The 21,986-nt window shown below is 66.9% G+C and carries 15 protein-coding genes and 1 pseudogene; 4 read left to right on the forward strand and 12 right to left on the reverse strand.

Annotated features, from left to right (window positions below; translation table 11 throughout):
* Window positions 1–507: 507 nt before the first annotated feature.
* From pflA to DSM100685_RS04495, 5 genes are all read right to left on the reverse strand, one after another.
* Complete coding sequence (gene pflA, locus DSM100685_RS04475; RefSeq protein WP_152350151.1) at window positions 508–1,389, reverse strand: pyruvate formate-lyase-activating protein; 882 nt, start codon at window positions 1,387–1,389, stop codon at window positions 508–510.
* A 115-nt stretch (window positions 1,390–1,504) separates the two neighbouring features.
* Window positions 1,505–3,880, reverse strand: a complete 2,376-nt coding sequence (gene pflB / locus DSM100685_RS04480) for a formate C-acetyltransferase (protein ID WP_152350152.1) — start codon at window positions 3,878–3,880, stop codon at window positions 1,505–1,507.
* Between the two features lie 182 nt (window positions 3,881–4,062).
* Entirely contained in the window at window positions 4,063–4,287 is a 225-nt protein-coding gene (locus DSM100685_RS04485; protein ID WP_152350153.1) for a hypothetical protein, read from the reverse strand.
* An 80-nt stretch (window positions 4,288–4,367) separates the two neighbouring features.
* Window positions 4,368–6,083, reverse strand: coding sequence for an NAD+ synthase (locus DSM100685_RS04490; protein WP_152350181.1), 1,716 nt, complete (start codon window positions 6,081–6,083; stop codon window positions 4,368–4,370).
* Window positions 6,084–6,280: 197 nt separating this feature from the next.
* Window positions 6,281–7,483 carry a M20 metallopeptidase family protein gene (locus DSM100685_RS04495; RefSeq protein ID WP_152350154.1) on the reverse strand — a complete coding sequence of 401 codons (1,203 nt, stop codon included), beginning with the start codon at window positions 7,481–7,483 and terminating at the stop codon, window positions 6,281–6,283.
* 712 nt (window positions 7,484–8,195) lie between these two features.
* Between DSM100685_RS04495 and DSM100685_RS04500 the strand changes: the two genes are divergently transcribed.
* A complete protein-coding gene (locus tag DSM100685_RS04500) occupies window positions 8,196–9,050 on the forward strand; it encodes a Cof-type HAD-IIB family hydrolase (RefSeq protein WP_152350155.1) in 855 nt (284 codons plus the stop codon).
* 100 nt (window positions 9,051–9,150) lie between these two features.
* Here DSM100685_RS04500 and pcp read toward each other — a convergent pair whose 3' ends face one another.
* Window positions 9,151–9,834: a pyroglutamyl-peptidase I gene (pcp, locus tag DSM100685_RS04505; protein ID WP_152350156.1), complete on the reverse strand. Its 684-nt coding sequence runs from the start codon at window positions 9,832–9,834 to the stop codon at window positions 9,151–9,153.
* 55 nt (window positions 9,835–9,889) lie between these two features.
* Between pcp and DSM100685_RS04510 the strand changes: the two genes are divergently transcribed.
* Window positions 9,890–10,429 (forward strand): peptidylprolyl isomerase, encoded by a 540-nt coding sequence (locus tag DSM100685_RS04510; RefSeq protein ID WP_152350157.1) that lies wholly within the window; start codon window positions 9,890–9,892, stop codon window positions 10,427–10,429.
* A 108-nt stretch (window positions 10,430–10,537) separates the two neighbouring features.
* A complete protein-coding gene (locus DSM100685_RS04515; RefSeq protein ID WP_152350158.1) occupies window positions 10,538–11,554 on the forward strand; it encodes a Gfo/Idh/MocA family protein in 1,017 nt (338 codons plus the stop codon).
* A gap of 106 nt (window positions 11,555–11,660) precedes the next feature.
* Here DSM100685_RS04515 and DSM100685_RS04520 read toward each other — a convergent pair whose 3' ends face one another.
* The 6 genes and pseudogenes from DSM100685_RS04520 to DSM100685_RS04545 form a co-directional block, all read right to left on the reverse strand.
* Entirely contained in the window at window positions 11,661–12,650 is a 990-nt protein-coding gene (locus DSM100685_RS04520) for a D-2-hydroxyacid dehydrogenase (protein WP_239512643.1), read from the reverse strand.
* A gap of 299 nt (window positions 12,651–12,949) precedes the next feature.
* Window positions 12,950–14,164: an aminotransferase class I/II-fold pyridoxal phosphate-dependent enzyme gene (locus DSM100685_RS04525; RefSeq protein WP_152350159.1), complete on the reverse strand. Its 1,215-nt coding sequence runs from the start codon at window positions 14,162–14,164 to the stop codon at window positions 12,950–12,952.
* A gap of 99 nt (window positions 14,165–14,263) precedes the next feature.
* A complete protein-coding gene (locus DSM100685_RS04530) occupies window positions 14,264–14,842 on the reverse strand; it encodes a haloacid dehalogenase-like hydrolase (protein ID WP_152350160.1) in 579 nt (192 codons plus the stop codon).
* Window positions 14,843–15,762: 920 nt separating this feature from the next.
* Window positions 15,763–16,194: pseudogene (locus tag DSM100685_RS10710) on the reverse strand (very short patch repair endonuclease); the annotation flags it as partial.
* 36 nt (window positions 16,195–16,230) lie between these two features.
* Window positions 16,231–17,748 carry an MFS transporter gene (locus DSM100685_RS04540; RefSeq protein WP_152350184.1) on the reverse strand — a complete coding sequence of 506 codons (1,518 nt, stop codon included), beginning with the start codon at window positions 17,746–17,748 and terminating at the stop codon, window positions 16,231–16,233.
* A 108-nt stretch (window positions 17,749–17,856) separates the two neighbouring features.
* On the reverse strand, window positions 17,857–19,284 hold the full coding sequence (locus DSM100685_RS04545; RefSeq protein WP_152350161.1) for a replication-associated recombination protein A: 1,428 nt from the start codon (window positions 19,282–19,284) through the stop codon (window positions 17,857–17,859).
* 94 nt (window positions 19,285–19,378) lie between these two features.
* On the opposite strand from DSM100685_RS04545, the gene DSM100685_RS04550 reads away from it, so the two are divergent.
* Complete coding sequence (locus DSM100685_RS04550; RefSeq protein WP_152350162.1) at window positions 19,379–21,961, forward strand: DEAD/DEAH box helicase; 2,583 nt, start codon at window positions 19,379–19,381, stop codon at window positions 21,959–21,961.
* Window positions 21,962–21,986 lie beyond the last annotated feature (25 nt).

Below are 21,986 nucleotides of genomic sequence, written 5' to 3' on the forward strand. Positions count from 1 at the left end.
GCGGGTCGCGCCGGCCGCCCGGCGTGTCGCGCCGGCCAAGTCCGATCACGTATGACTGCGCCTGACCGCGGCAATCGGTCCAACCTGCGCCCTGTGCAACGCGCGTTGGAACGATCGACCGCAAAATGCGCCTCCGGAAGGCCCGAAAAATGCCTGATCGGTCCAAGCTACGTTTCAAGCGGCGCGGGTTGGAACGATCGCGCAGGAATGCGGCATTGCGCAAAGAACGGCAATATCCGATCGTTCCAACCCGCGCATTGGAACGGACGGATTGGAACGATCGGGAGAATGCGCGACGCGCAGTGAGGCGAATACGCTGTGCAAGGCCGGAAAATCATCCGATCGGTCCAACCTGCGCCCCTCGAATCGCACGTTGGACCGATCCGACGAAAATACCGCCCCGAAAAGGGCCGAAAAACGCCCGATCGGTCCAATCCGCGAACCGGAGTGCGCAGGTTGGACCGATTGGGCGATGGCAAGCGCGGCGGACGGGCTTGGCGGACGGGCTCAGTAGACGGTCAGGCCGTAGTCCTTGAACTGGTTGGCGACGCGTTCGCGCAGCTTGGCGGACGGCCCCTTCTGGTTCTCGAGCGGGTACGGGATGCGCAGCTCATGCCACTTCGGGCGGCCGAGCTGGTGGAAGCCGAGCACGTCCACATGCTCCAGCGAGTCGCCGAAGGACTTGCAGATGCGCGCCACCTCGTCGACGTTCTCCTCGGAGTCGGTGAGGCCGGGGACGAGCACGAAGCGCACCCAGATCTTCTTGCCGCGGTCGCGCAGGCGGTGGCCGAACTCGATGGTCGGGGCGAGCGTGCCGCCGGTGACCTTCTTGTAGGTCTCCTCGTTGCCGGACTTGACGTCGAGCAGGCACAGGTCGATGTCGTCGATCATCTCGTCGGTGTAGTTGGCGTTGAGGAAGCCGGAGGTGTCGAGGCAGGTGTGCACGCCCATCTCCTTGGCGGCGTGGAACACACGGGAGACGAACGCGGGCTGCATCATGGACTCGCCGCCGGAGAACGTGATGCCGCCGCCGGTGGCCTTGAACAGGTCCTTGTAGCGGTCGACCTTCTTGATCATGGCGTCGAGGTACACGGGCTGGCCGTCGCGCATCTTCCAGGTGTCGGGGTTCTGGCAGTACTGGCAGCGCAGCGGGCAGCCGCTCATGAAGACGGTCATGCGGGTGCCCGGGCCGTCGACAGACGTGTTGATGTCCCACGAGTGCACGAAGCCCACGTCGCCGGAGCGCAGCGCCTTGATGCGGTCGCGGCGGTCGAGGCCGATCGGGGATTCGAATCCGGAGAGCCCACCCATCAACGTTTGGCTGGCGTACTCCTTGGACTCCTTGAGCATGTGCCGTGTCGTGGTGCGGAATTGGGTGGCTTCAGACATCCTTGTCCTTTCTCCGTGGATGATATGCGGGGTCGAAAAGTATATGAAAAGGGGCGGGACCGATTATAGCCCCGCCCCTTCGTGTTCTACCGTTTACGCGGTTCTAGCACCGAGATCAGTCGGTGACGGAGCCCTGGTGGAACGTACGGGAGATCACGTCGAGCTGCTGCTCCTTGGTGAGCTTGACGAAGTTCACCGCGTAGCCGGAGACGCGCACGGTCAGGTGCGGGTACTTCTCCGGGTGCTCGACGGCGTCCTCCATGGTCTCCTTGCGCAGAACGTTGATGTTCGCGTGGTAGAGGCCGTGGCCGTTGCCGGCGTCGAGGATGCCGACCAGGTTGCCGATGCGCTCCTCCTCGTCGCGACCGAGGCCATCAGGGGTGATGGTGTTGGTCAGCGAGATGCCGTCAAGAGCGTCGTTGTAGTCGATCTTGCCGACGGAGAACATGGACGGCAGCATGCCGTGGGAGTCCATGCCGTTCTCCGGGTTCGCGCCCGGGGCGTACGGGGTGCCCTTCTTGTGGCCGGACGGGAAGGAACCGGTGTTCTTGCCGTACTCGACGTTGGAGGTGATGGTCAGGATGGACTGGGTCGGGACGGCGCCGCGGTACACGGGCAGACGCTTGACCTGGCCCATCACCGTGGAGACAACCCACTTGGCGATGGAGTCGGCGCGATCGTCGTCGTTGCCGTAGATCGGGAACTCGCCCTCGGTGCGGTAGCCGACGACCAGATCGTCGTCAGCGCCCTCGACGTACTCGTACTCGTGGCCCTCAAGGTTCTTGGCGTCCTTGTTGTAGATCGGGTACACCTTGGCGTACTTGCAGGCGGACAGCGAGTCGGCGGCGATGGACAGACCGGACATACCGCAACCAAGGGTACGGTACACTTCCTTGTCGTGCAGGGCCATCTCGATGGACTCGTACGCGTACTTATCGTGCATGTAGTGGATGATGTTCAGCGCCTTGACGTAGGTCTCGGACAGCCACTCGAGAGCCTTCTCGTAGTTGGCCTTGACCTTCTCGTAGTTCAGGGTGCCGTCGGCTTCCGGCTGAACCGGCTCGATGACGCCCTTGTCGATGACCTGCATGCCGGTCATCTCGTCGCGGCCGCCGTTGATGGCGTACAGCAGGGCCTTGGCGGAGTTCACGCGGGCGGCGAAGAACTGCATCTGCTTGCCGACGCGCATCGGGGAGACGCAGCAGGCGATGGCGGCGTCGTCGCCCCAGTGGGCGCGGATCTGCTTGTCGGACTCGTACTGGATGGCCGAGGTGTCGATGGAGATCTTGGCGCAGAAGCGCTTGTAGCCCTCCGGCAGCTTCGGATCCCAGAAGATGGTGATGTTCGGCTCAGGGCCAGGTCCGAGGTGCTCAAGGGTCAGGGTGTTGAGCAGACGGAACGAGGTCTTGGTGACCAGCGGACGGCCGTCGTCGGCGAAGCCGGCGTCGGACCAGGTCGCCCAGTAAGGATCACCGGAGAAGATGTTGTCGTAGTCCTTGGTGCGCAGGAAGCGGACGATGCGCAGCTTCATCACGATGTTGTCGATGATCTCCTGAGCATCGGTCTCGGTGATGGTGCCGTTCTTCAGGTCGCGCTCGAAGTAGCAATCGAAGAAGGCGGAGTTGCGGCCGAAGGACATGGCGGCGCCGTCCTGGGACTTCACGGAGGCGAGGTAGCCCATGTAGGTCCACTGCACGGCCTCGTGAGCGTTCTGGGCCGGGCGGGACAGATCCAGACCGTACTCGGCGCCCAGCTTGATGAGCTGCTTCAGGGCCTTGATCTGCTCGTCGTGCTCTTCGCGGAAGCGGATCCAGTGCTCGATCTCCGGCTCGGTGAAGTCGTTGCGGTACGGGATGGAGTCCTTGTCGCGCTGCTTGAACTTGATCAGGGTGTTCACGCCGTACAGGGCGACACGACGGTAGTCGCCGATGATGCGGCCACGGCCGTAGGCATCCGGCAGACCGGTGAGGATCTTGTTGTGGCGGGCGATCTTGATGTCCTTGGTGTAGACGCCGAAGACGCCGTCGTTGTGGGTCTTGCGGTAGACCGTGAAGATCTTCTTGACCTCAGGATCGACTTCCTTGCCGGCCTCCTTGATGGCCTGCTCGACCATACGCCAGCCGCCGTTCGGCATCATGGCGCGCTTGCAGGGGACGTCGGTCTGCAGGCCGACGATCACGTTGTCGACCTCCGGGGAATCGATGTAGCCAGCCGGGAAGGCGGTGATGCCGGCCGGGGTGTGGGTGTCCACGTCGTAGACGCGCTGCTTGCGCTCGACGGCCAGGTAGTTGTCGTCAAGGTACTTCCAGAGGTGCTTGGTCTTCTCGGTGGCGTTCGCCAGGAAGGACTCGTCGCCCTCGTACGGGGTGTAGTTCTTCTGGATGAAGTCGCGGACGTCGATATCCTTCTGCCAGTTGCCCTCGGTGAAGCCGGCCCAGGCCTTGGCCTCGAGCTCTTCCTGAGAGACTGCGGTTTGCTCAACTGCTGCCATACTCACTCCTTGGTGATCATCGTCAGCGCATCCATGCGCTGTCGTCAATTGACTAGTGTAGCGGGGAAACTGGGCGAAACCTTGGGTTTTGCCGTGATGTATGTCACATTTGTCGGTTTTGTGACAAGCGTCACAGATGCGAGTATTTCCAAGGGTTTTCGCCCGGTCGCCCCAGCCCTCTTTCAGGCGTTTCCATCGTTGGAATCGGGCTCGCCGCCCTCCGGCCGCTCTCCCCTCCAGTCGGCGTCCTGACGCTCCCACCTGCGGTTGCGCTCGCGCACGATGTCCCACGCCTTGAGCGCCTCCTCGCGCGAGACGTACGGTCCCATGCGGCGGGAGATCGGGGAGATCTTGCCGAGCTCCGGCTCGCCCGTCACCGTGTTGAAGTACCACTGCTTGTCTGCCATCGGATTGCCTTGCCTTTCGCTGTCTTCGCTGTCTTCGCTATGAAAACGGCTCCCCTTTTCCGGGGAGCCGCGGGGACGGTCTATTCGCGGAACGCGCTGGTCACGGGCAGACGGCGGTCGCGTCCGAACGCGAGGGCCGTCACCTTGGGGCCGAGCGGGTACTGGCGGCGCTTCCATTCGGCGCGGTCCACGAGCCGCATCACCGTGTCCACGGTCTTCTCGTCGAAGCCGTCGGCCAGCAGGTCCGCGCGGCCGTGCGCGTGCTCGATGTACGCGGCGAGCACCCGGTCGAGCAGCGCGTACTCGGGCAGGGAGTCGGAGTCCTTCTGCCCGGGACGCAGCTCGGCGCTCGGCGCCTTGGTGATCGAGTTGACGGGGATCATCACGCCGTCGGGCAATGCGACGCCCGGCTCCCCGGACTCGTTGCCCACGATCCTCAAGCCCCCGATGCCCATGCCGGCGGCCGCGGCCCTGTTGCGCCAGCGGGCCAGCTCCCACACGCGGGTCTTGAGGAGGTCCTTGATCGGCGCGTAGCCGCCCACCGCGTCGCCGTAGATGGTGGAGTAGCCGCAGGCCAGCTCCGACTTGTTGCCGGTGGCGAGGGCGAGCACGCCTTTGGAGTTCGAGTAGGCCATGACGATCACGCCGCGGATGCGGGCCTGCAGGTTCTCGGCCGCCACGTCGTGCAGGTCGAGCTGGCGCTGGAACGCGACGAACAGCGGCTCGATGGGCTGCACGTCGTAGTGGGCTCCGATGTTGCGGGCCAGATCGGCCGCGTCGTCCTTGGAGCCGTCGGAGGAGTACATGCTCGGCATGGAGATGCCCCACACGTTCGCGCCGCCGCACGCGTCGGCGGCCATGGCGGCCACGAGCGCGGAGTCGATGCCGCCGGACAGGCCCAGGCACACGCCGGTGAAGCGGTTCTTGGCCATGTAGTCCTTGAGGCCCAGCACGCAGGCCGTGTAGACCTCCTCGTCCGGATCGAGGTCCGGGGCGATCGTGGAGGGCAGCGCCCTGCCGTCCGCGCCGAGCGTGAACAGGCTCAGGTCCTCCACGAACTGCGGGGAGCGCTCCACGAGCGCGCCGTCGGCGTCGAGCACGAAGGAGCCGCCGTCGAAGACGAGGTCGTCCTGCCCGCCCACCTGGTTGACGTAGATGATCGGCGCGTTCACCTCGGCGGCGCGCTTGGCGGCGATCTCGCGGCGCACGTGGGTCTTGCCCTCCTCGTACGGGCTGCCGTTGATGGTGACGAGCACGTCGATATGCTCCTTGGCGAGTTCGGCGACCGGGCCGCCGTCCTGCCAGATGTCCTCGCAGATCGCCACGCCGAGTTTGCGGCCGTTCACTTCGAATGCGACGGAGCGCCCGCCGGACGAGAAGATGCGGAATTCGTCGAACACGCCGTAGTTGGGCAGGAAGTGCTTGTCGTAGCCGGACCACACCACGCCGTCGTGCAGCACGACGAGACGGTTCGTCGGCTTGGCGTCGCGCGGGTCCTGCCCGGCCTCGGCGGCGGCGCTGCCCACGGTGCCGACCACCACGTACAGGTCGCCCAGCCCGTCGGCGGCGAGCTCCACCGCGAGCCAGTTGGCCTTGTCCCACGCGGCCTTGCGGAACGTGGCGCGCAGGGCCAGGTCCTCGATCGGGTATCCGGTCAGCGTCATCTCGGGGAACACCACCACCTCGGCTCCGCGCTTGGCGGCGCGGTGGGCGTAGTCGAGAACCTTGTCGGCGTTGCCGTCCAAGTCGCCCACGCAGGTGTCGATCTGGGCCAGTGCAAAACGAATCTCACTCATCGGTGTCTCACTCATAGATGACAGTGTAATTCGCCCCGGTGAACTGGGCGGGGTCCGGCGGCCCCGGAAAGTCGGGGGCTCCCGCAATTCGCCGGCGACACCGTGGGCACGGCGTAGGCACACCGTGGGCACATTGCCGCCGACGCAGCGCAGGCGATGCCGCGGAGGGCATGCGGGCGCGGGTGTGCCGCTCCCGGCTACGCGAGTTCCCGGAGCAGGCGCAGCGCGGCGTTGGCGTAGAAGTTCACGGCCGGCTCGATCGCGCCGTCGAGACCGATGAAGTTGGGGCTGTGCCAGTCGGGGCATCCGAGCTCGCCGTTGGAGCCGATGAACGCGAAGACGACCGGGACGTGGCGGGAGAACTCCTCGAAGTCCTCGCCGGCCATGGACGGGCGGATCGGGCGCAGCTTGGCATAGGCGGGCACGTCGTCGGCGACGGTCTCGCTGAGCTTCGGGTCGCCCACGAGCGGTCGCTGGTTCACGTCCCAGACGATGTCCGCCGTGATGCCGTAGGCGCGCGCGGTGTCCTCCACCTGCTCGCGGAAGCGACTGGCCACGATCCGCTCGTCGGCCTGGTCGAAGAAGCGCACGGTGCCCTGGAAGCCGGCTTCGGCGGGCACCACGTTCCACACGTCGCCGCCGTGCACCTCCGTGATGGAGACCACGACCGCGTGGAACGGCGAGACGTTGCGGCTCACGATGGTCTGCAGGGCGAGGATCATGCTGGCGAGCGCCTCGATCGGGCCGGTGCCCTTGTGCGGGTAGCCGGCGTGCGTGCCGGTGGCGTGCAGGGACACGCGGAACTTCACGCATCCGGCCATCATGGGCTCCACGCCCACCGCCACCTCGCCGGGCTTGTAGTTCGGGTTGTTGTGCGTGCCGGCCATCGCGTCCACGTCGTCGGCCACGCCTGCCTCGATGCAACGGTGGGCGCCCTCCCCCAGCTCCTCGGCGGGCTGGAAGACGATCTTCACGGAGCCGGCGAATCGGTCGCGGTGCTCGGCGAGCCAGAACGCCGCGCCCAGCAGGCCGGCCATGTGGAAGTCATGGCCGCAGGCGTGCATGACGCCCTCGTTCACGGAGGCGTACGGCAGGCCGGTCTCCTCGTGCACCGGCAGGCCGTCGATGTCCGCCCGGAGCCCCACGCGCGGGCCCGGGCCGGCGGTGCCCTCGATGAGGCCGATCACGCCGGTTTCGAGGGGCTTGGGCAGGTCCAGCACGGTGATGCCGTGGTCCCGAAGCTGCCCGGCCAGGTACTTGCTGGTCTCGAATTCCCTGAAGCTGCGCTCGGGGTGCGCGTGCAGGTAGTGGCGGATCTCGACGAGCTGCGGGTCGAGCGGGATGCGGACGGGGGTGAACGGCGCGGAGGACGATGAGGATGCTGTGGATGCAGTGGTCATGGTTGCGATCCTAGTCGTTCCGCGGCTCTTCCCGCCAGAGCACGGACCTGATATGGAAACACGCATGAGCAATTCCCCGACGCACGCTTCCGCATAGGCGCGATGCGAAACGCACGGGAGGGACCGTCAACGCAGGGTTTCGCCTCAGCGGGAAATGCGGAAACGCGCAGGGGGAATCATCGAACGCACGATCCCGTATCCCGGCGATATGAAAACGTACGCGAAGAACGATCCGACGCACGATTTCGTATCGATACGATACGGGACCGTATACGAAGACCCATCAAACGTACGATTTCGTATCAACACGATACGAGACCGTATACGAAGACCCATCAAACGTACGATTTCGTATCAACACGATACGAAAACGCGAATGGGGAATCACAAAACGCACGATCCCGTATCCCAGCGATATGAAAACGAACGCGAGGAACGATCCAACGTACGATTTCGTATCGATACGATACGGGACCGTACATGAAGGCCCGCCAAACGTCCGTTTGCGTATCAATGCGATACGAAAACGCGTATGAGAACCCCCAGTGGCGCATCCCGTAGTGCCACGTCCGATTTCTGACCTAACGCGCCAAGTATAAAGCACGAAATCACCGTTCCTCGCATTGGGATTCCGCCGTTCCCCGAACGGGCACACCGGTTCTTTGCCGCGATGCTAGGTCAGAAATCGCCATGCCGCCCGTACAATGAGCGCATGAGCACCGATCCCCGTCCCATCGCGGCCGCGTTCTTCGACATCGACGGCACGCTGACCAGCTTCACCGCGCACGAGGTCCCCGCCTCTGCGCTCGACGCGCTCGCGGCCCTGCGCAGGGCCGGCGTGCGCATCTTCATCTGCACCGGACGCTCCCCCAGTCAGGCCGTCACCGTGCTGGACACCATTCCGGTCACGTTCGACGGCTACGTGACGTTCAACGGCCAGTACTGCCTACTCGACGAGCGCACGGACGAGGGCGGCACCGCGGGCGACGGCATCCGGCGCTCCCGCGTGATCGCCGAGCATCCGCTGGATACCGGCGACCTCAGGATCATCCTCGACTGGCTCGCCGCGCATCCGCATGTGGTGAGCAACTTCGGCGAGAAGGACTATGTGTACTTCAACCACGTGGACGAGGGGATGCGCGCCACGTGGAAGAGCCTCGGCAAAACCGCCCCGCCGGTGTACGTGGACGACCCGGCCCGGGCCCTGACGCACCCGACGTATCAGGTGAGCCCGTACATCACGCCCGACGAGGAGGCCGAGCTGGTGGCCTCGCTGCCGCACGTCACCGGTGTGCGCTGGCATCCCGCGTTCACCGACCTCATCCCCGCGGACGGCGGCAAGCCGGCGGGCATGCGCGTGTTCGCCGCGCACTTCGGCTTCGCACTGGAGCACACGATCGCGTTCGGCGACGGCGGCAACGACATCGCCATGATCGAGGCGGCCGGCGTGGGCGTCGCGATGGGCAACGCGCGCGACAACGTAAAGGCCGCGGCGGACTACGTCACCGACGACGTGGACCACGGCGGCATCGCCAACGCGCTGCGGCGGTTCGGGGTGATCGGATAGACGCCGTCGGACTCCAATGCGCCGCCGGGCTTGCCGCGAGCCCTCTCCAACAAAGGAGATTCGCGGGAAGCCCGGCGTACGCTCGGACGGCCGCTGCCGCTCAGTGGATCTCGCCCATCGCGCCGGCGGGATCGCCGGACTTGATCCCGCCGGACCCAGCCCCGCCGTCGGAGATGTCCTTCACCGCGGCCTCCACGGCGGCCTCGAGTCCCTTGGCGATCGTTGCGAGCGGCATCGACGGGGTGCCGTTGGGCTTGCCGACGACTTGTCCCGGCTCGTAGGGCACGTGGATGAAGCCGCCCTTGACGCCCGGGAACCTGTGGTCGATCAGGTACAGCAGGTTGTACATGATCGCGTTGCACACGAACGTGCCGGCCGTGTAGGAGACGAATGCGGGCAGGCCGTGGTCGCGGATGCCGCGGATCATGGCCTTGACCGGCACGGAGGCGAAGTAGGCGGCGTCGCCGTCCTCGCGCAGCGGCCGGTCGACGGGCTGATCGCCGTCGTTGTCCGGGATGCTCGCCTCGGCGAGGTTGATCGCCACGCGCTCCACGGTCAGGGCGGAGCGGCCGCCGGCCTGTCCCACGCAGATGACGGCGTCGGGCCGCTCGCGCTCTATGGCCTCCTCGAGCACGGCGGCCGAACGGGCGTAGGCGGTGGGCACCTCGAGCTTGACGATCCTCGCGCCGACGATGGCGGACGGCAGGAGTTTGACGGATTCGAAGGCCGGATTGACCTTCTCGCCGCCGAACGGGTCGAAGCCGGTGATGAGCACTGTGGTCATGTGGTTCCTCGATGGCGGACGGCGGTTGTATGCGGCGCATGCGACACTTGAGCGCATGACTACCGTTATTATGCACACCTCCGAAGGTGACATCAAGATCAACCTGTTCGACGAGCAGGCCCCCGAGACCGTGAAGAACTTCGTGGGCCTGGCCACCGGCTCCAAGGAGTGGACCGACCCGCTCACCGGCGAGAAGAGCCACGAGCCGTTCTACAACGGCCTGACCTTCCACCGCATCATCAAGGACTTCATGATCCAGGGCGGCTGCCCGCTCGGCAACGGCACCGGCGGCCCCGGCTACACCTTCGACGACGAGATCGACCCGTCCCTCACGTTCGACAAGCCGTACCTGCTGGCCATGGCGAACGCCGGCCTGCGCCGCAACCCGTTCACCGGCGAGGTGCACGGCACCAACGGCTCCCAGTTCTTCATCACCACCGTGCCGACCACGTGGCTCAACGGCCACCACACGATCTTCGGCGAGGTCGCCGACGACGAGTCCAAGGCCGTGGTGGACAAGCTCGAGGCGCTGCCGACCGACCGTTCCGACGCGCCGCTCGAGCCCGCGATGATCGAGACCGTCGAGGTGCTCTGACCTTCCCGCTTCCGGCCCCTTCCGGCCTTTCGCCGGTGAAGGGGCCTTTCTGTACCCGCCATGCAAACCGCACGCAACCGCACGCACAACTCGCAAAGGAGCGCATCCATGCCCAACACGTCCCATTCCCAAGTCAACGTGGCCATTCTCGGCGCCGGCCGCATCGCGCACGCCATGGCGGACACGCTGGTGAAGATGGCGGCCGACCCCCGCTACGCCGATCTGGTGGCCCCGTACGCGGTGGCCGCGCGCGACGGCGACCGGGCCCGCGCGTTCGCCGACCAATACGGCTTCCCCGTGTCCCACGGCTCGTACGAGGAGCTCGTGGCCGACCCGAACGTCGATCTGGTGTACATCGCCACGCCGCACAGCCTGCACGCCGAGCAGGCGAAGCTGTGCATCGGGGCGGGCAAGGCCACGCTCGTGGAGAAGTCGTTCACGGCGAACGAGGCGCAGGCGCGCGAGGTGCTCGCCGAAGCCGAGCGGGCCGGCGTGCTGTGCACCGAGGCGATCTGGACGCGCTACATGCCCTCGCGCGCGATGATCGACGAGATCGTCGACGCCGGGCTCATCGGCGAGCTCAGGTCCGTGTCCGCGGACCTGAGCTACGTGACCACCGGCAAGGCGCGCATGACCGATCCGGCGCTGGCGGGCGGCGCGCTGCTCGACGTGGGCGTCTATCCGCTGAACTTCATCGACATGGTGCTGCGCGGGCGCGAACCGGAGCGCATCGTAACCTCCTGCGCACTGTATCCGACGGGCGTGGACGAGCAGAATGCGACCACGCTGTACTACGCGGGCAACGTGATGGCGTCGGCCACGAGCTCCATGTCTTGCGTGGGCGACCGGTTCGGCGTAATCCGCGGCACCGAGGGCTACGTGGTGTGCGAGAACATCAACAACGTGCGGCGCGTCGTCGTGTTCGGACGCGACCACAAGCCGATTGTGAGCCGCGAGGTGCCCGAGCAGCTCACCGGCTACGAGTACGAGGTGGCGGCGGCCGCGCACGCGCTCGTCGACGGGCGCACCGAATGCGCGGAGATGCCACATGCGGACACGCTGCGCATCATGGCGTTCATGGACCGCATCCGCGCCGACTGGGGGCTGCGGTTCCCGTTCGAGTGAGTTTTCGCTCGGCGTGACGCCGCGCGGGCGGTCGCGCTCGGGCACGGTCGGACACGGTCGAGCGCACCCGAGCGCGGCCCAGCGCGATCAAACCCGCTGCCCGCCGCTATCTGCGGCGGTTGCGCAGGGGCCGGCCGGCAACGTAGTTGGCCACGTTCTCCAGCGCGATTTCGATGACCCGCCCCTCGGTGGCCTCAAGGTGCATGCCGCCGGCCACGTGCGGGGTGATGAGGCACCGCTCCTCGCGCCACAGCGGGTGGTCGGCCGGCAGCGGTTCGGGTTCGGTCACGTCGATGCCCGCTCCCCCAAGACGCCCGCTGCGCAGGGCCTCGAGCAGCGCGTCCGGGTCGATGGCGTCGCCGCGCCCGGCGTTGAGCAGGATCGCGCCCGGCTTCATGAGCGCCAGGCGCTCCGCGTTGATGAGGTGATGCGTCTGCGGCGTGGATGGCACGATCGAGACCACCACGTCGGCGGCCGGCAGCAGCGCGTCCAGCTCGTCGAGCCCGTGCATGGCGGCGAAGCCCGGTGCGGACTGCCCGGCGTGGCGGCGAACGCCGATCACGTGCGCGCCCACGCCCGAGGCGAGCCGCGCGAAGTGCGAACCGATGTCGCCCGCGCCGATCACCAGCACGGTCGCGCCCACCGGACTCAGCGCGCGTCCCAGATCACGCCATTCGCCGCGCGACTGCTGGTCGCGGTATTGGGGCAGATGTCGCATGAGCGCCCACATCAACGCGAACAGATGCTCGGACACGCTCTGCCCATAGGCGCCGGATGCGCTGGTCACCATCACGCCGTCCGGCAGCGCGCCTTCGGCCGTGTATTTGTCGACTCCTGCGGACCATGTCTGCACCCATTCGAGGCGCGGGTACTGCGGGGCGTCGCCGGCCGGGAAGTTGCCGATCACCGCGCTCGCCCGAGCGCGCAGCTCCCGCGGCACCACGGCGGTCCACGTCATCGAGCCGCGCTGTTCGGGCACGCCGACGAATTCCTGCGGCACGCCGGCCGCCGCCTCGCGGAACCGTTCGCGTTCCGCTTCGGTCAGCGGCAGGCAGTTGACGATCAGCCGGTCAGCGTTCTCCTTATGCTCCATCATGCGCTCCTTGCATTCCATGAACTTTCCGTTCCCCGCGCCCTTGCCGCAGCCCTTGCGACGACCTTCGGCCGGCTAACCCGCTGTCCGAGGGCAGATTCGTTCCCATGCGGACATCCACTCGCCGTTCCCAGGGCACCGCGAACAATGCGCGACGCCATTATCCAAACCAACAACCGCGGTATTTCGCGGTTTTTCCATCCATCATATGGCGGATGCCGTCCGCAAGGTGCCCTCGGAAGGGCAAGTGGATGTCCGCAACCCCGTAAATCCGCCCTCGGAAGGGCGAGTGGGATTGCCCGTCAGCCCAGCTTGGCCACGAATGCGCCGAGCCGGTCGATGCCCTCGCTCAGCGCCTCGCGCGAGGCCGCGTAGCTCAGGCGCACGTGCGTGTCCGCGGTGGCGGCGCCGAAATCGCGCCCCGGCGTCAGGGCCACATGGGCTTCGTCCAGCGCGCGCTCGCAGAAGGTCCACGCGTCCAGCCCGGTCGACTCCACGGAGAAGTACGCATAGAACGCGCCGTTGGGCTCCACGTCCACCGGCAGGCCGATGCGCTTCAGCCCGTCGACCACCAGCCGGCGACGGCCCAGCAGCTCCTGCCGGCGTTCCTCGCACACGGCGAGGGTCTCGGGCGTGAAGCAGGCGAGCGCCGCGTACTGGGTGGGCGTGTGCGCGCACAGGAAGTAGTTGGTGGCGAGATCGTCCACCTCGTGCAGCATGTATTCGGGCAGCACGGCCCAGCCGAGGCGCCAGCCGGTCATGCCGAAGAACTTGGAGAAGCTGTTGAGCGTGATGGCGTCCGGGTCTGCGGCGAGCACGGTCTTGACCTCGGAGCCGTCCGGTTCGCGGTCGGCGAGGTCCAGATACGTCTCGTCCACGATGCGCCAGGCCGCGCGCTCGCGGGCGAGGTCGCAGATGCCCTTGAGCGTGTCGAACGCGATGGTGGTGCCGGTCGGGTTGGACGGCGAGGTGATCATCACGGCCTTGGTGCGCTCCGACCAGTGCGCGTCCACGCTTTCGGGCGTCAGATGGAAGCGCGTGGCGGCACTGGTGGGCACGTCCACGACCTTGCCGCCGAACGACTTCACGAGTTCGCGGTTGCACGGGTAGGAGGGGTCGGCCACGATGACCTCGTCGCCCGGATCCACGGTGGCTGCCACGGACAGCAGCAGCGCGGTGGAGCCTCCGGCGGTGATGATGATGCGTTTGGGGTCCACGTCCACGCCGTGCCGGTCGTGGTAGAACCCGGCGATGGCCTCCCTCAGCTGCGGCAGGCCGAACGCGGCGGTGTACGGCAGCGGGCGGCCGTCGTACAGCTCCCACATGGCGTCGCGTACGGCCGGCGGGGCGCCGAAGTCCGGCTCCCCCAGGGACAGTTTGACCACATCGACGCCGTCCGCGATCATCTTGTCGGCCTTCTCGCCGAACACCATGGCACGGAACGGTTCGGATTCGACCGCACGGCGCGACATGGCGGGGCGGCGGGACGCGGGCGCGGACTTCGCTGATTCATTCATGCCTCGAGTTGTATCCGCCGCGGGAGACATCGGGGGCCCTTTGCCGCGGCCCGTTCCACCATGCGGCGCGCGCGGTCCGCATCCGGCGCCGTTTGGGCGCTACTTGATGCGTTTGACGCGTTCGCCCCTGACCAAGTAGGCACGCTTGGCCATGTCGATCATCGGCTGGTCGTACAGGGCGTCGGTGTAGAACTCGTCCACCTGCGTATTGGGGCCGAGCACCTGACGCAGGCGGATGCGCTTGTTGTCGCCGAAGTTGAGCCATGTGAGCTCGTTGGTGCGCGTGTCGATTTCGGACGCGATGCACGTGCGCACACCGAGTCTGCGGCATGCCTCTTCCACGATCACGTCGAAGGACGCGGTGAGCACCACGTCGTCGGGACGCGGCGTGTACCACGCCTTCATGCGGTGGATGTTGCGGTCCCAGTACTCCTCCACGAGACCGCGCACGTCGGTGTCCGGAATGGCGTCGAGCGCGTTGAGGTAGCGCCGGCCCACCTTCGCGATGGCGATCTCGAGATGGTCGAGGCTGGCGCGGTTGAGCTTGTAGTCGATGGCGTTGCGCAGCACCGGCGGCATGACGGCGAGGACCTTGGGGTAGCGCCGCGCCGTGAACAGATAGAAGTCGAACAGGCTTTCGCCGCGATACACGGTTCCGTCGAAATCCACCACGCGCACCGTCGTCCTCCTTGGGCCGTTCGTTCTGTCGTCCGTTTTCTTCCAGCAAGCACCATAGCATCGTTCGACTTGGGCGGATCCAAGATACTGTTGACAGCCGCCAAACCGCATGACGACCGTCACAAAACCATCACATTTTCGGGGTTCGGCGCGCACATACTGCTTGCACATGCATACGCACACACTTCCACACGCATACGCGCTCGCACTCGCATGCACACACATACGCCCACGCATGCATCCGCCCACATGCACGCGGGCCGCCTGCATGCAATGCCTCTTCCCTTGCTCATTGGCGTCACGAGAAGCTGCAGTCGCTCCGCGACACTGGCTGTTGTCTCCTCCTCGCCCATTGGCGTCACTTTCGTATACGCGCATACAAAACGCGCAGCGAAACCGCCGCTTCAACGTCACCTCTGTATACGCGTATACAAAACATGCGGTAAAGCCGCTCTCCCAACGCCGTTTTTGTATACACGTATACAGAAAATGCGATATGGGTGCCTCTTCGGAGTCACTTTCGTATACGCGTATACAAAACGTGAGACGGAGCCTGTCTCGCGGCGTCATTTCCGTATACGCGCATGCGCGTTCGACGACGTATTCGAAGCCGCGGGATCCATGTTCGCGTTCGCGCCCATGTTCGCCGCGTCCGGAGCCGTGTTGGAGTCCGCGTCCGCCGCCGCGTCCACGCACGTTGCGGCATTCGCAGTCGCCGCAGTCGCATCCATGTCCGCAGCTGTCGCCGCATCCGCATCCTCCGCAGCCGCGCACATTTCCAACGACGGCTCGGCACCGGCCCCGGCACCATTTCCACGCCCGCCGTCATCCCCGCGCCCGGCATCGGCGTCGTCTCCGAACCTAGCACCGGCACCGCTCCTGCTCTCGGCCCCGGCACCAGCACCGCTCCCGGCCCCGGTGATTTCATCGTAAAGCCGCTCGAGCCGCCGCTCGCGGGTGGCCTTGGCGAGCTCGCACTCCCACACGGTGATGACCCGCCAGCCCATGGCCTCCAACGCCGCATGCTGGGCCTTGTCGCGCTCGCGGTTGCGCAGGAGCTTGGCGGTCCAGAACTCCACGTTGGACTTGGGCATGGAGTGCTTGGCGCAGCCGGGGTGCATGTGCCAGAAGCAGCCGTTGACGAACACGATCGTATGCCAGCGCGGCAGCACCACGTCCGGGCGCCCGGGATAGCGCTTGTCGTTCTTGCGGAAGCGCAGGCCGCGCGCGAACAGGTACCGGCGCACCAGCACCTCGATGGTCGTGTTGGCGCTGCGGATGCGCGACATGGTGTAGCTGCGGGTGCCGCGCGCGTACTTCGACGGCCCGCTCCCCGACTTCGGTTTGGTCACGCGTCCATCCTAGTGAGATTACTTCCGGCGAGCCGCTCAGCGGACATGAGTCGCACGAGCCGCACGATCCGCACGGGCCGCACGGGCGGAACGGATGCGGAACGCGACGACGAGGCACGCCCAGCCGGTCGCGCAGATCGCCACCATGACGCCGAACGTCCACATGCCGCCGACCGCCGTGGCGTGCGCGAATTCCGCAGTGCCCTCGCCGAACCCGCCGGCCACGGCACCCGCCTGTGCCATGGACAGGATGGTGGAGAACAATGCGGTGCCGGCCGCGCCTCCGAACTGCAGGGCGGTGTTGAACATGGCGTTGCCGTCGGGCGTGAACTCGCGCGGGATTTCGGCGAGTGCGCTGGTCATCACGTTGGGGTTGCCCAGCGCGTAGAAGAAGCCGAAGATGAAGTAGAATCCGGCGAGCAGGCCCGGCGTCAGATGCAGGGCGAACGCGCACAGCAGCACCGGCCCGATTGTGGCGATCGCCAGCGCCGAAAGGATCGGCCGGGCCGCGCCGAAGCGGTCGTACAGCCAGCCGCCGACCGGGGCGCACACCGCGCCGATCAGCGCGCCGGGCAGCACGAGCGCGCCGGCGAGGAAGGCGTCGGTGCCGAGCGCAAGCTGCGCCACGTTGGTGATCACATAGCCGAAGCCGATGCCCACGATGGGCAGCAGCAGGTATTCGATCCAGTACAGCAGCACCACCGGGTCGCGCAGGATGCCGAGCCGCAGCAGCGGGGAGAACGAACGGCGGGAGACGAGGCAGAACGCGACGAGCGAGCCGAGCCCCACCATCAGGCTCACCACGGCGGTCACGGCGGAGACGGCGAACGGCCGGCCGGATACGAGCGCGCTCACGGCGACGCCGCCCTGATTGAGCGCGAGGATCATGCCGACGAGCGCGAACACGATGGTCGTCAGCTGGATCGGGTCGAGGTAGGCGTCCTCGGTGGGCGTCTTCTGTTCGATGCATGCCATGCCGATCACGGCGGCGACGATGGTGATCGGGATCGCGGCGATGAAGATCGCGCGCCACGGCAGCACGCTGGTGACCGCGCCGCCCACGGTGGGCCCGATGGCCGGGGCCACGGTGATGACGAGGGAGCCGACGCCCATGAGCCGGCCGATCTTGCTGCGCGGCGACTGTTCGAGGATGATGTTGACCATGAGCGGCGTGGCGATGCCGGAGCCGATGCCCTGGATGATGCGCGCGACGATGAGCATGGGGAACGCGGTGGCGACGATCATGATGAACGAGCCGATGATCGCGAGGATCACGGCGGCGGCGAACAGCGGTTTCAGGCGGAACCGGCGCTTCAGGAACGAGGAGACCGGCATGGTGGCGGCCACGGCGAGCAGATAGATGGTGGTGATCCACTGCACGGTGGCGGTGTCCACGTGGAATTCGCCCATGAGCTGCGGGAAGAGCACGGTCATGACCGTTTCGGTGAGGATGCCGATGAACGCGAGCGAGCCAACCGCCACGATGGCGCCGATGAGCTTGCCGGGGACGCGGTCGTCGCCGGACGCCGGTTGCGCTGACTGCGCGGATTGCATGGACTGTGCCTGTTCGGCCATGGTTCACCTCATCTGATTCGGGGTTACGTGCGGAAAAGTGGAATATGAGGCTTGCCAGCCGGCGCGGGGCCACGGATCAGTGTAGCATCACGCCGCCGCGGCTCCCGTGCCGCCGCCTTGGCCGCCGCTGCCGCCGCTGCCGCCATTGCCCGGCGCCTGATGGAGGATCGAGCGGATGCGCTCCAGCCGGGGGCCGACCTCGCGTTCGTAGCCGCGGTCGTTGGGATGGTAGTATTCGCGGCCCACGAGCTCGTCCGGCATATACTGCTGCGGGGCCACCGCGCCCGGGTAATCGTGAGCGTACCGATAACCCTCGTGGTTGCCCCAGCTCTTCATGAGTTTGGTGGGCGCGTTGCGCAGATGCAGCGGCACCTGCCCGATGTTGCCGGCGTCCACGTCCGCGAGCGCCTGGTTGATGGCCACGTAGCTGGCGTTCGACTTGGGCGCGGTGGCCACGGCGAGCGTCGCCTCCGAAAGGATGATGCGCGCCTCCGGCATGCCGATCATCGCCACGGCCTGCGCGGCGGCTACCGTGACCTGCAGCACCTGCGGCGCGGCCATGCCCACTTCCTCGGCGGCGGCGATCATGATGCGCCGGGCGATGAACCGTGGGTCCTCCCCCGCGCGGAGCATGCGCGCGAGCCAGTGCAGGGCGGCGTCCGGGTCCGACCCGCGCATGGATTTGATGAACGCGGAGATCACGTCGTAATGGTCGTCGCCGTCCTTGTCGTAGCGCACGGCGGCCACGTCCATCACCGTGCCCACCACGTCCGGCGTGATGATGGGCCGCCGCGCGCCCTTCTTGCGCGCCTGGTCGCCGGTGACCGCGCCGGCCGCCGCCTCGAGGATCGTCAGCGTCTTGCGCGCGTCCCCGCCGGCCATGCGGATGATCTCGTCCACGGCTTCGTCGGTGGCCTTCACCTCGCCCTTGAGCCCGCGCGGGTCCGCGAGCGCCCGTTCGACGAGCGTCTTCAGATCCTCCGGCGACAGCGATTCGAGCTTGACCACCACCGAGCGCGACAGCAGCGGCTTGATGATCGAAAAGCTCGGGTTCTCGGTGGTGGCGCCGATGAACGTGACGTCCCGGTTCTCCACGCTGGGCAGCAGCGCGTCCTGCTGCGACTTGGAGAAGCGGTGCACCTCGTCGATGAACAGCACGGTCTCCCTGCCCTCGGACACGAGCCGCTGGCGGGCGCGGGCGAGCACGTCCCTCACGTCCTTGACGCCGGAGGTGACGGCCGACAGTTCCTCGAACACGCGGCCGGACTGCTTGGCCACGATGTACGCGAGCGTGGTCTTGCCCACGCCGGGAGGCCCGAACAGGATGATCGAGCTCGGGGCCGTGAGCGACCCGCGGGACGCCGGATTGGCCAGCCTGCGCAGCGGGGAGCCCTCCCCGAGCACGTGCGACTGGCCCACCACCTCGTCCACGGTGGCGGGCCTCATGCGCACGGCCAGCGGCCGCGTCACGTCCTCGGGGGCGTCCGCCGCCCCAAACAGATCCTGTTCGCTCATGCCGCCATCATAGCGCAAGGGCTCGAACAAGCGTTCGATCATTGGCGTCGTAGACCGCCGCCCCCGTATCCACCGGCAAGTAGAATCGGCAACCATGGCTGAGGACAAGGACAACAGGACGTATGGCTCGCTGGGCGCGCTCGCCCCGAGCTGGGACGGCGAGGACGCGCGCAACATCGACGCGGATGAGATCTACGAGCGCTTCTTCAACTGGGTGACGGACGTCAAGGGCGTGGAGCCGTGGCCGCATCAGGAGGAGGCCATCATGGACATCCTCGCCGGCGACCACGTGATCCTCAACACGCCCACGGGCTCCGGCAAGTCGCTCGTGGCGCTCGGCATGCACTTCGCGGCGCTGTGCACCGGCCGCCGCTCGTACTACACCGCGCCGATCAAGGCGCTCGTCTCAGAGAAGTTCTTCGATCTGGTGGAGGTGTTCGGCCGCGACAACGTGGGCATGATCACCGGCGACAGCCACATCAACGCGGACGCGCCGATCATCTGCTGCACGGCGGAGATCCTCGCCAACCAGGCGCTGCGCGAGGGCGTGCACGCGGACGTGGGGCTCGTGGCCATGGACGAGTTCCACTACTACGGCGACCCGGAGCGCGGATGGGCGTGGCAGGTGCCGCTGCTCACGCTGCCGCAGACCCAGTTCCTGCTCATGAGCGCCACGCTGGGCAACGTGGATGCCATCGCGGACAAGCTCTCGGACCTGAACGACACCCCGGACGTGGACGTGATCGCCAACGCCCCGCGTCCGGTGCCGCTGAGCTACGAGTACACGCTCGACCCGCTCGAGAAGACCGTGGAGCTCGCGTTCCGCAATGGCGAGACGCCGATCTACGTGGTCCACTTCTCGCAGGACGCGGCGCTCGAAACCGCGCAGGCGCTCGCCTCCACCGGCGTGTCCAGCAAGGAGCAGCGCACGGCCATCGCCGAGGCGATCAAGGGCGTGAAGTTCACCACCGCGTTCGGCAAGATCCTCCAGCGGCTGCTGCGCACCGGCGTGGGCATCCACCACGCGGGCATGCTGCCGCGCTACCGCCGGCTGGTGGAGCAGCTCGCCCAGCAAGGCCTGCTGCCGGTGATCTGCGGCACGGACACGCTTGGCGTGGGCATCAACGTGCCCATCCACTCCGTGGTCCTCACGGCCCTGACCAAGTTCGACGGCACCCGCATGCGCAAGCTGCGCGCCCGCGAGTTCCACCAGATCGCCGGCCGCGCGGGCCGCATGGGCTTCGACACCGAGGGACTGGTGGTCGCGGAGGCGCCGGAGTTCGAGATCGAGAACCAGAAGGCCGTCGCCAAGGCCGGCAACGACCCGAAGAAGCTCAAGAAGATCAAGCGCAAGAAGGCGCCGGAGGGCTTCGTGACGTGGAACGAAAACACGTTCGACAAGCTCATCGACGCGGCGCCGGAGACGCTGGTCCCGCACCTCAAAATCACGCACTCCATGGTCCTCAACGAGGTGGCGCAGGGCGGCGACGCGCGCCGGCGCGTGGACGAGCTCATCGACGACTCCGCGCAGACGCCGGAGCAGAAGGAGCATCTGCACCAGCGCACCGACGAGATCTTCCAGACCCTGTTCGACACGGAGGTGATCGAGACCGAGGACCGCGACGACGGCGGCAAGAACTACTACATGACCGTGGACATGCCGGAGGACTTCGCGCTCGACCAGCCCCTGTCCCCCTTCCTGCTCGCCGCGCTGGAGCTGCTCGACCCGGAGTCGCCCACCTACGCGCTGGACGTGATCTCCATGGTGGAGGCCACGCTCGAGGACCCGAAACAGGTGCTGCGCGCGCAGGAACGCGCCGCCCGCGACAAGGCCATGGCGGACATGAAGGCCGACGGCCTCGACTACGACGAGCGCATGGACCGTCTGCAGGAGATCACGTATCCCAAGCCTTTGGAGGAGATGCTCGACGCCGCGTTCGACCAGTACCGCCGCGACGTGCCGTGGGCCAACGACTACTGGCTCTCCCCCAAGTCGGTGGTGCGCGACATGGTCGAAACGGCCTCCGACTTCACCGGCTACATCGCCCGCTACAACATCGCGCGCTCCGAGGGCACGCTGCTGCGCTACCTTTCCGACGCGTACCGTTCGCTCGCCCGCACGGTGCCGCCGGAGAAGCGCGACGAGCAGCTCGACGACATCATCGCGTGGCTGCGCGTGCTCGTGCGCTCCATCGACTCGAGCCTCGTGGACGAGTGGGAGAACGCCGGCGCGGACGGTTCGGCGGACGCCTCCGAGGCCGCCGCGTCGCTGGCCGCGCCCGGTCGCCGCGACGCCGTGGTGGAGGACCGCCGCGGGCTCACGGTGCTGGTCAGGAACGCGCTGTTCCGCCGCGTGCAGCTCATGGACCTGGACGATCCGGACGCGCTCGGCGCGCTCGACAAGGACTGGGGCTACGGCGTGCACGAGTGGGAGGACGTGCTCGACGACTTCTACGACGAGCACGAGTACGTGGACACGGACGCCAAGGCGCGCGGCGGCGAATGGTTCGTGCTGGACGATTCGCTGGAGGCCAAGGAGCACATCTGGAAGGTGCGCCAGATCATCTGCGACTCCGACGGGGACAACGACTGGGCCATCACCGGCTCGGTCGATCTGGACGCCACGCAGGAGTCCGGCGAGGTGGTCTTCGTCGACTACCGCGTCGACCAGCAGTAGGCCCGGCGGGCGGCCGCGCACCGCC

It is taken from the genome of Bifidobacterium avesanii (genome assembly GCF_009299475.1).
GTDB lineage: Bacteria > Actinomycetota > Actinomycetes > Actinomycetales > Bifidobacteriaceae > Bifidobacterium > Bifidobacterium avesanii.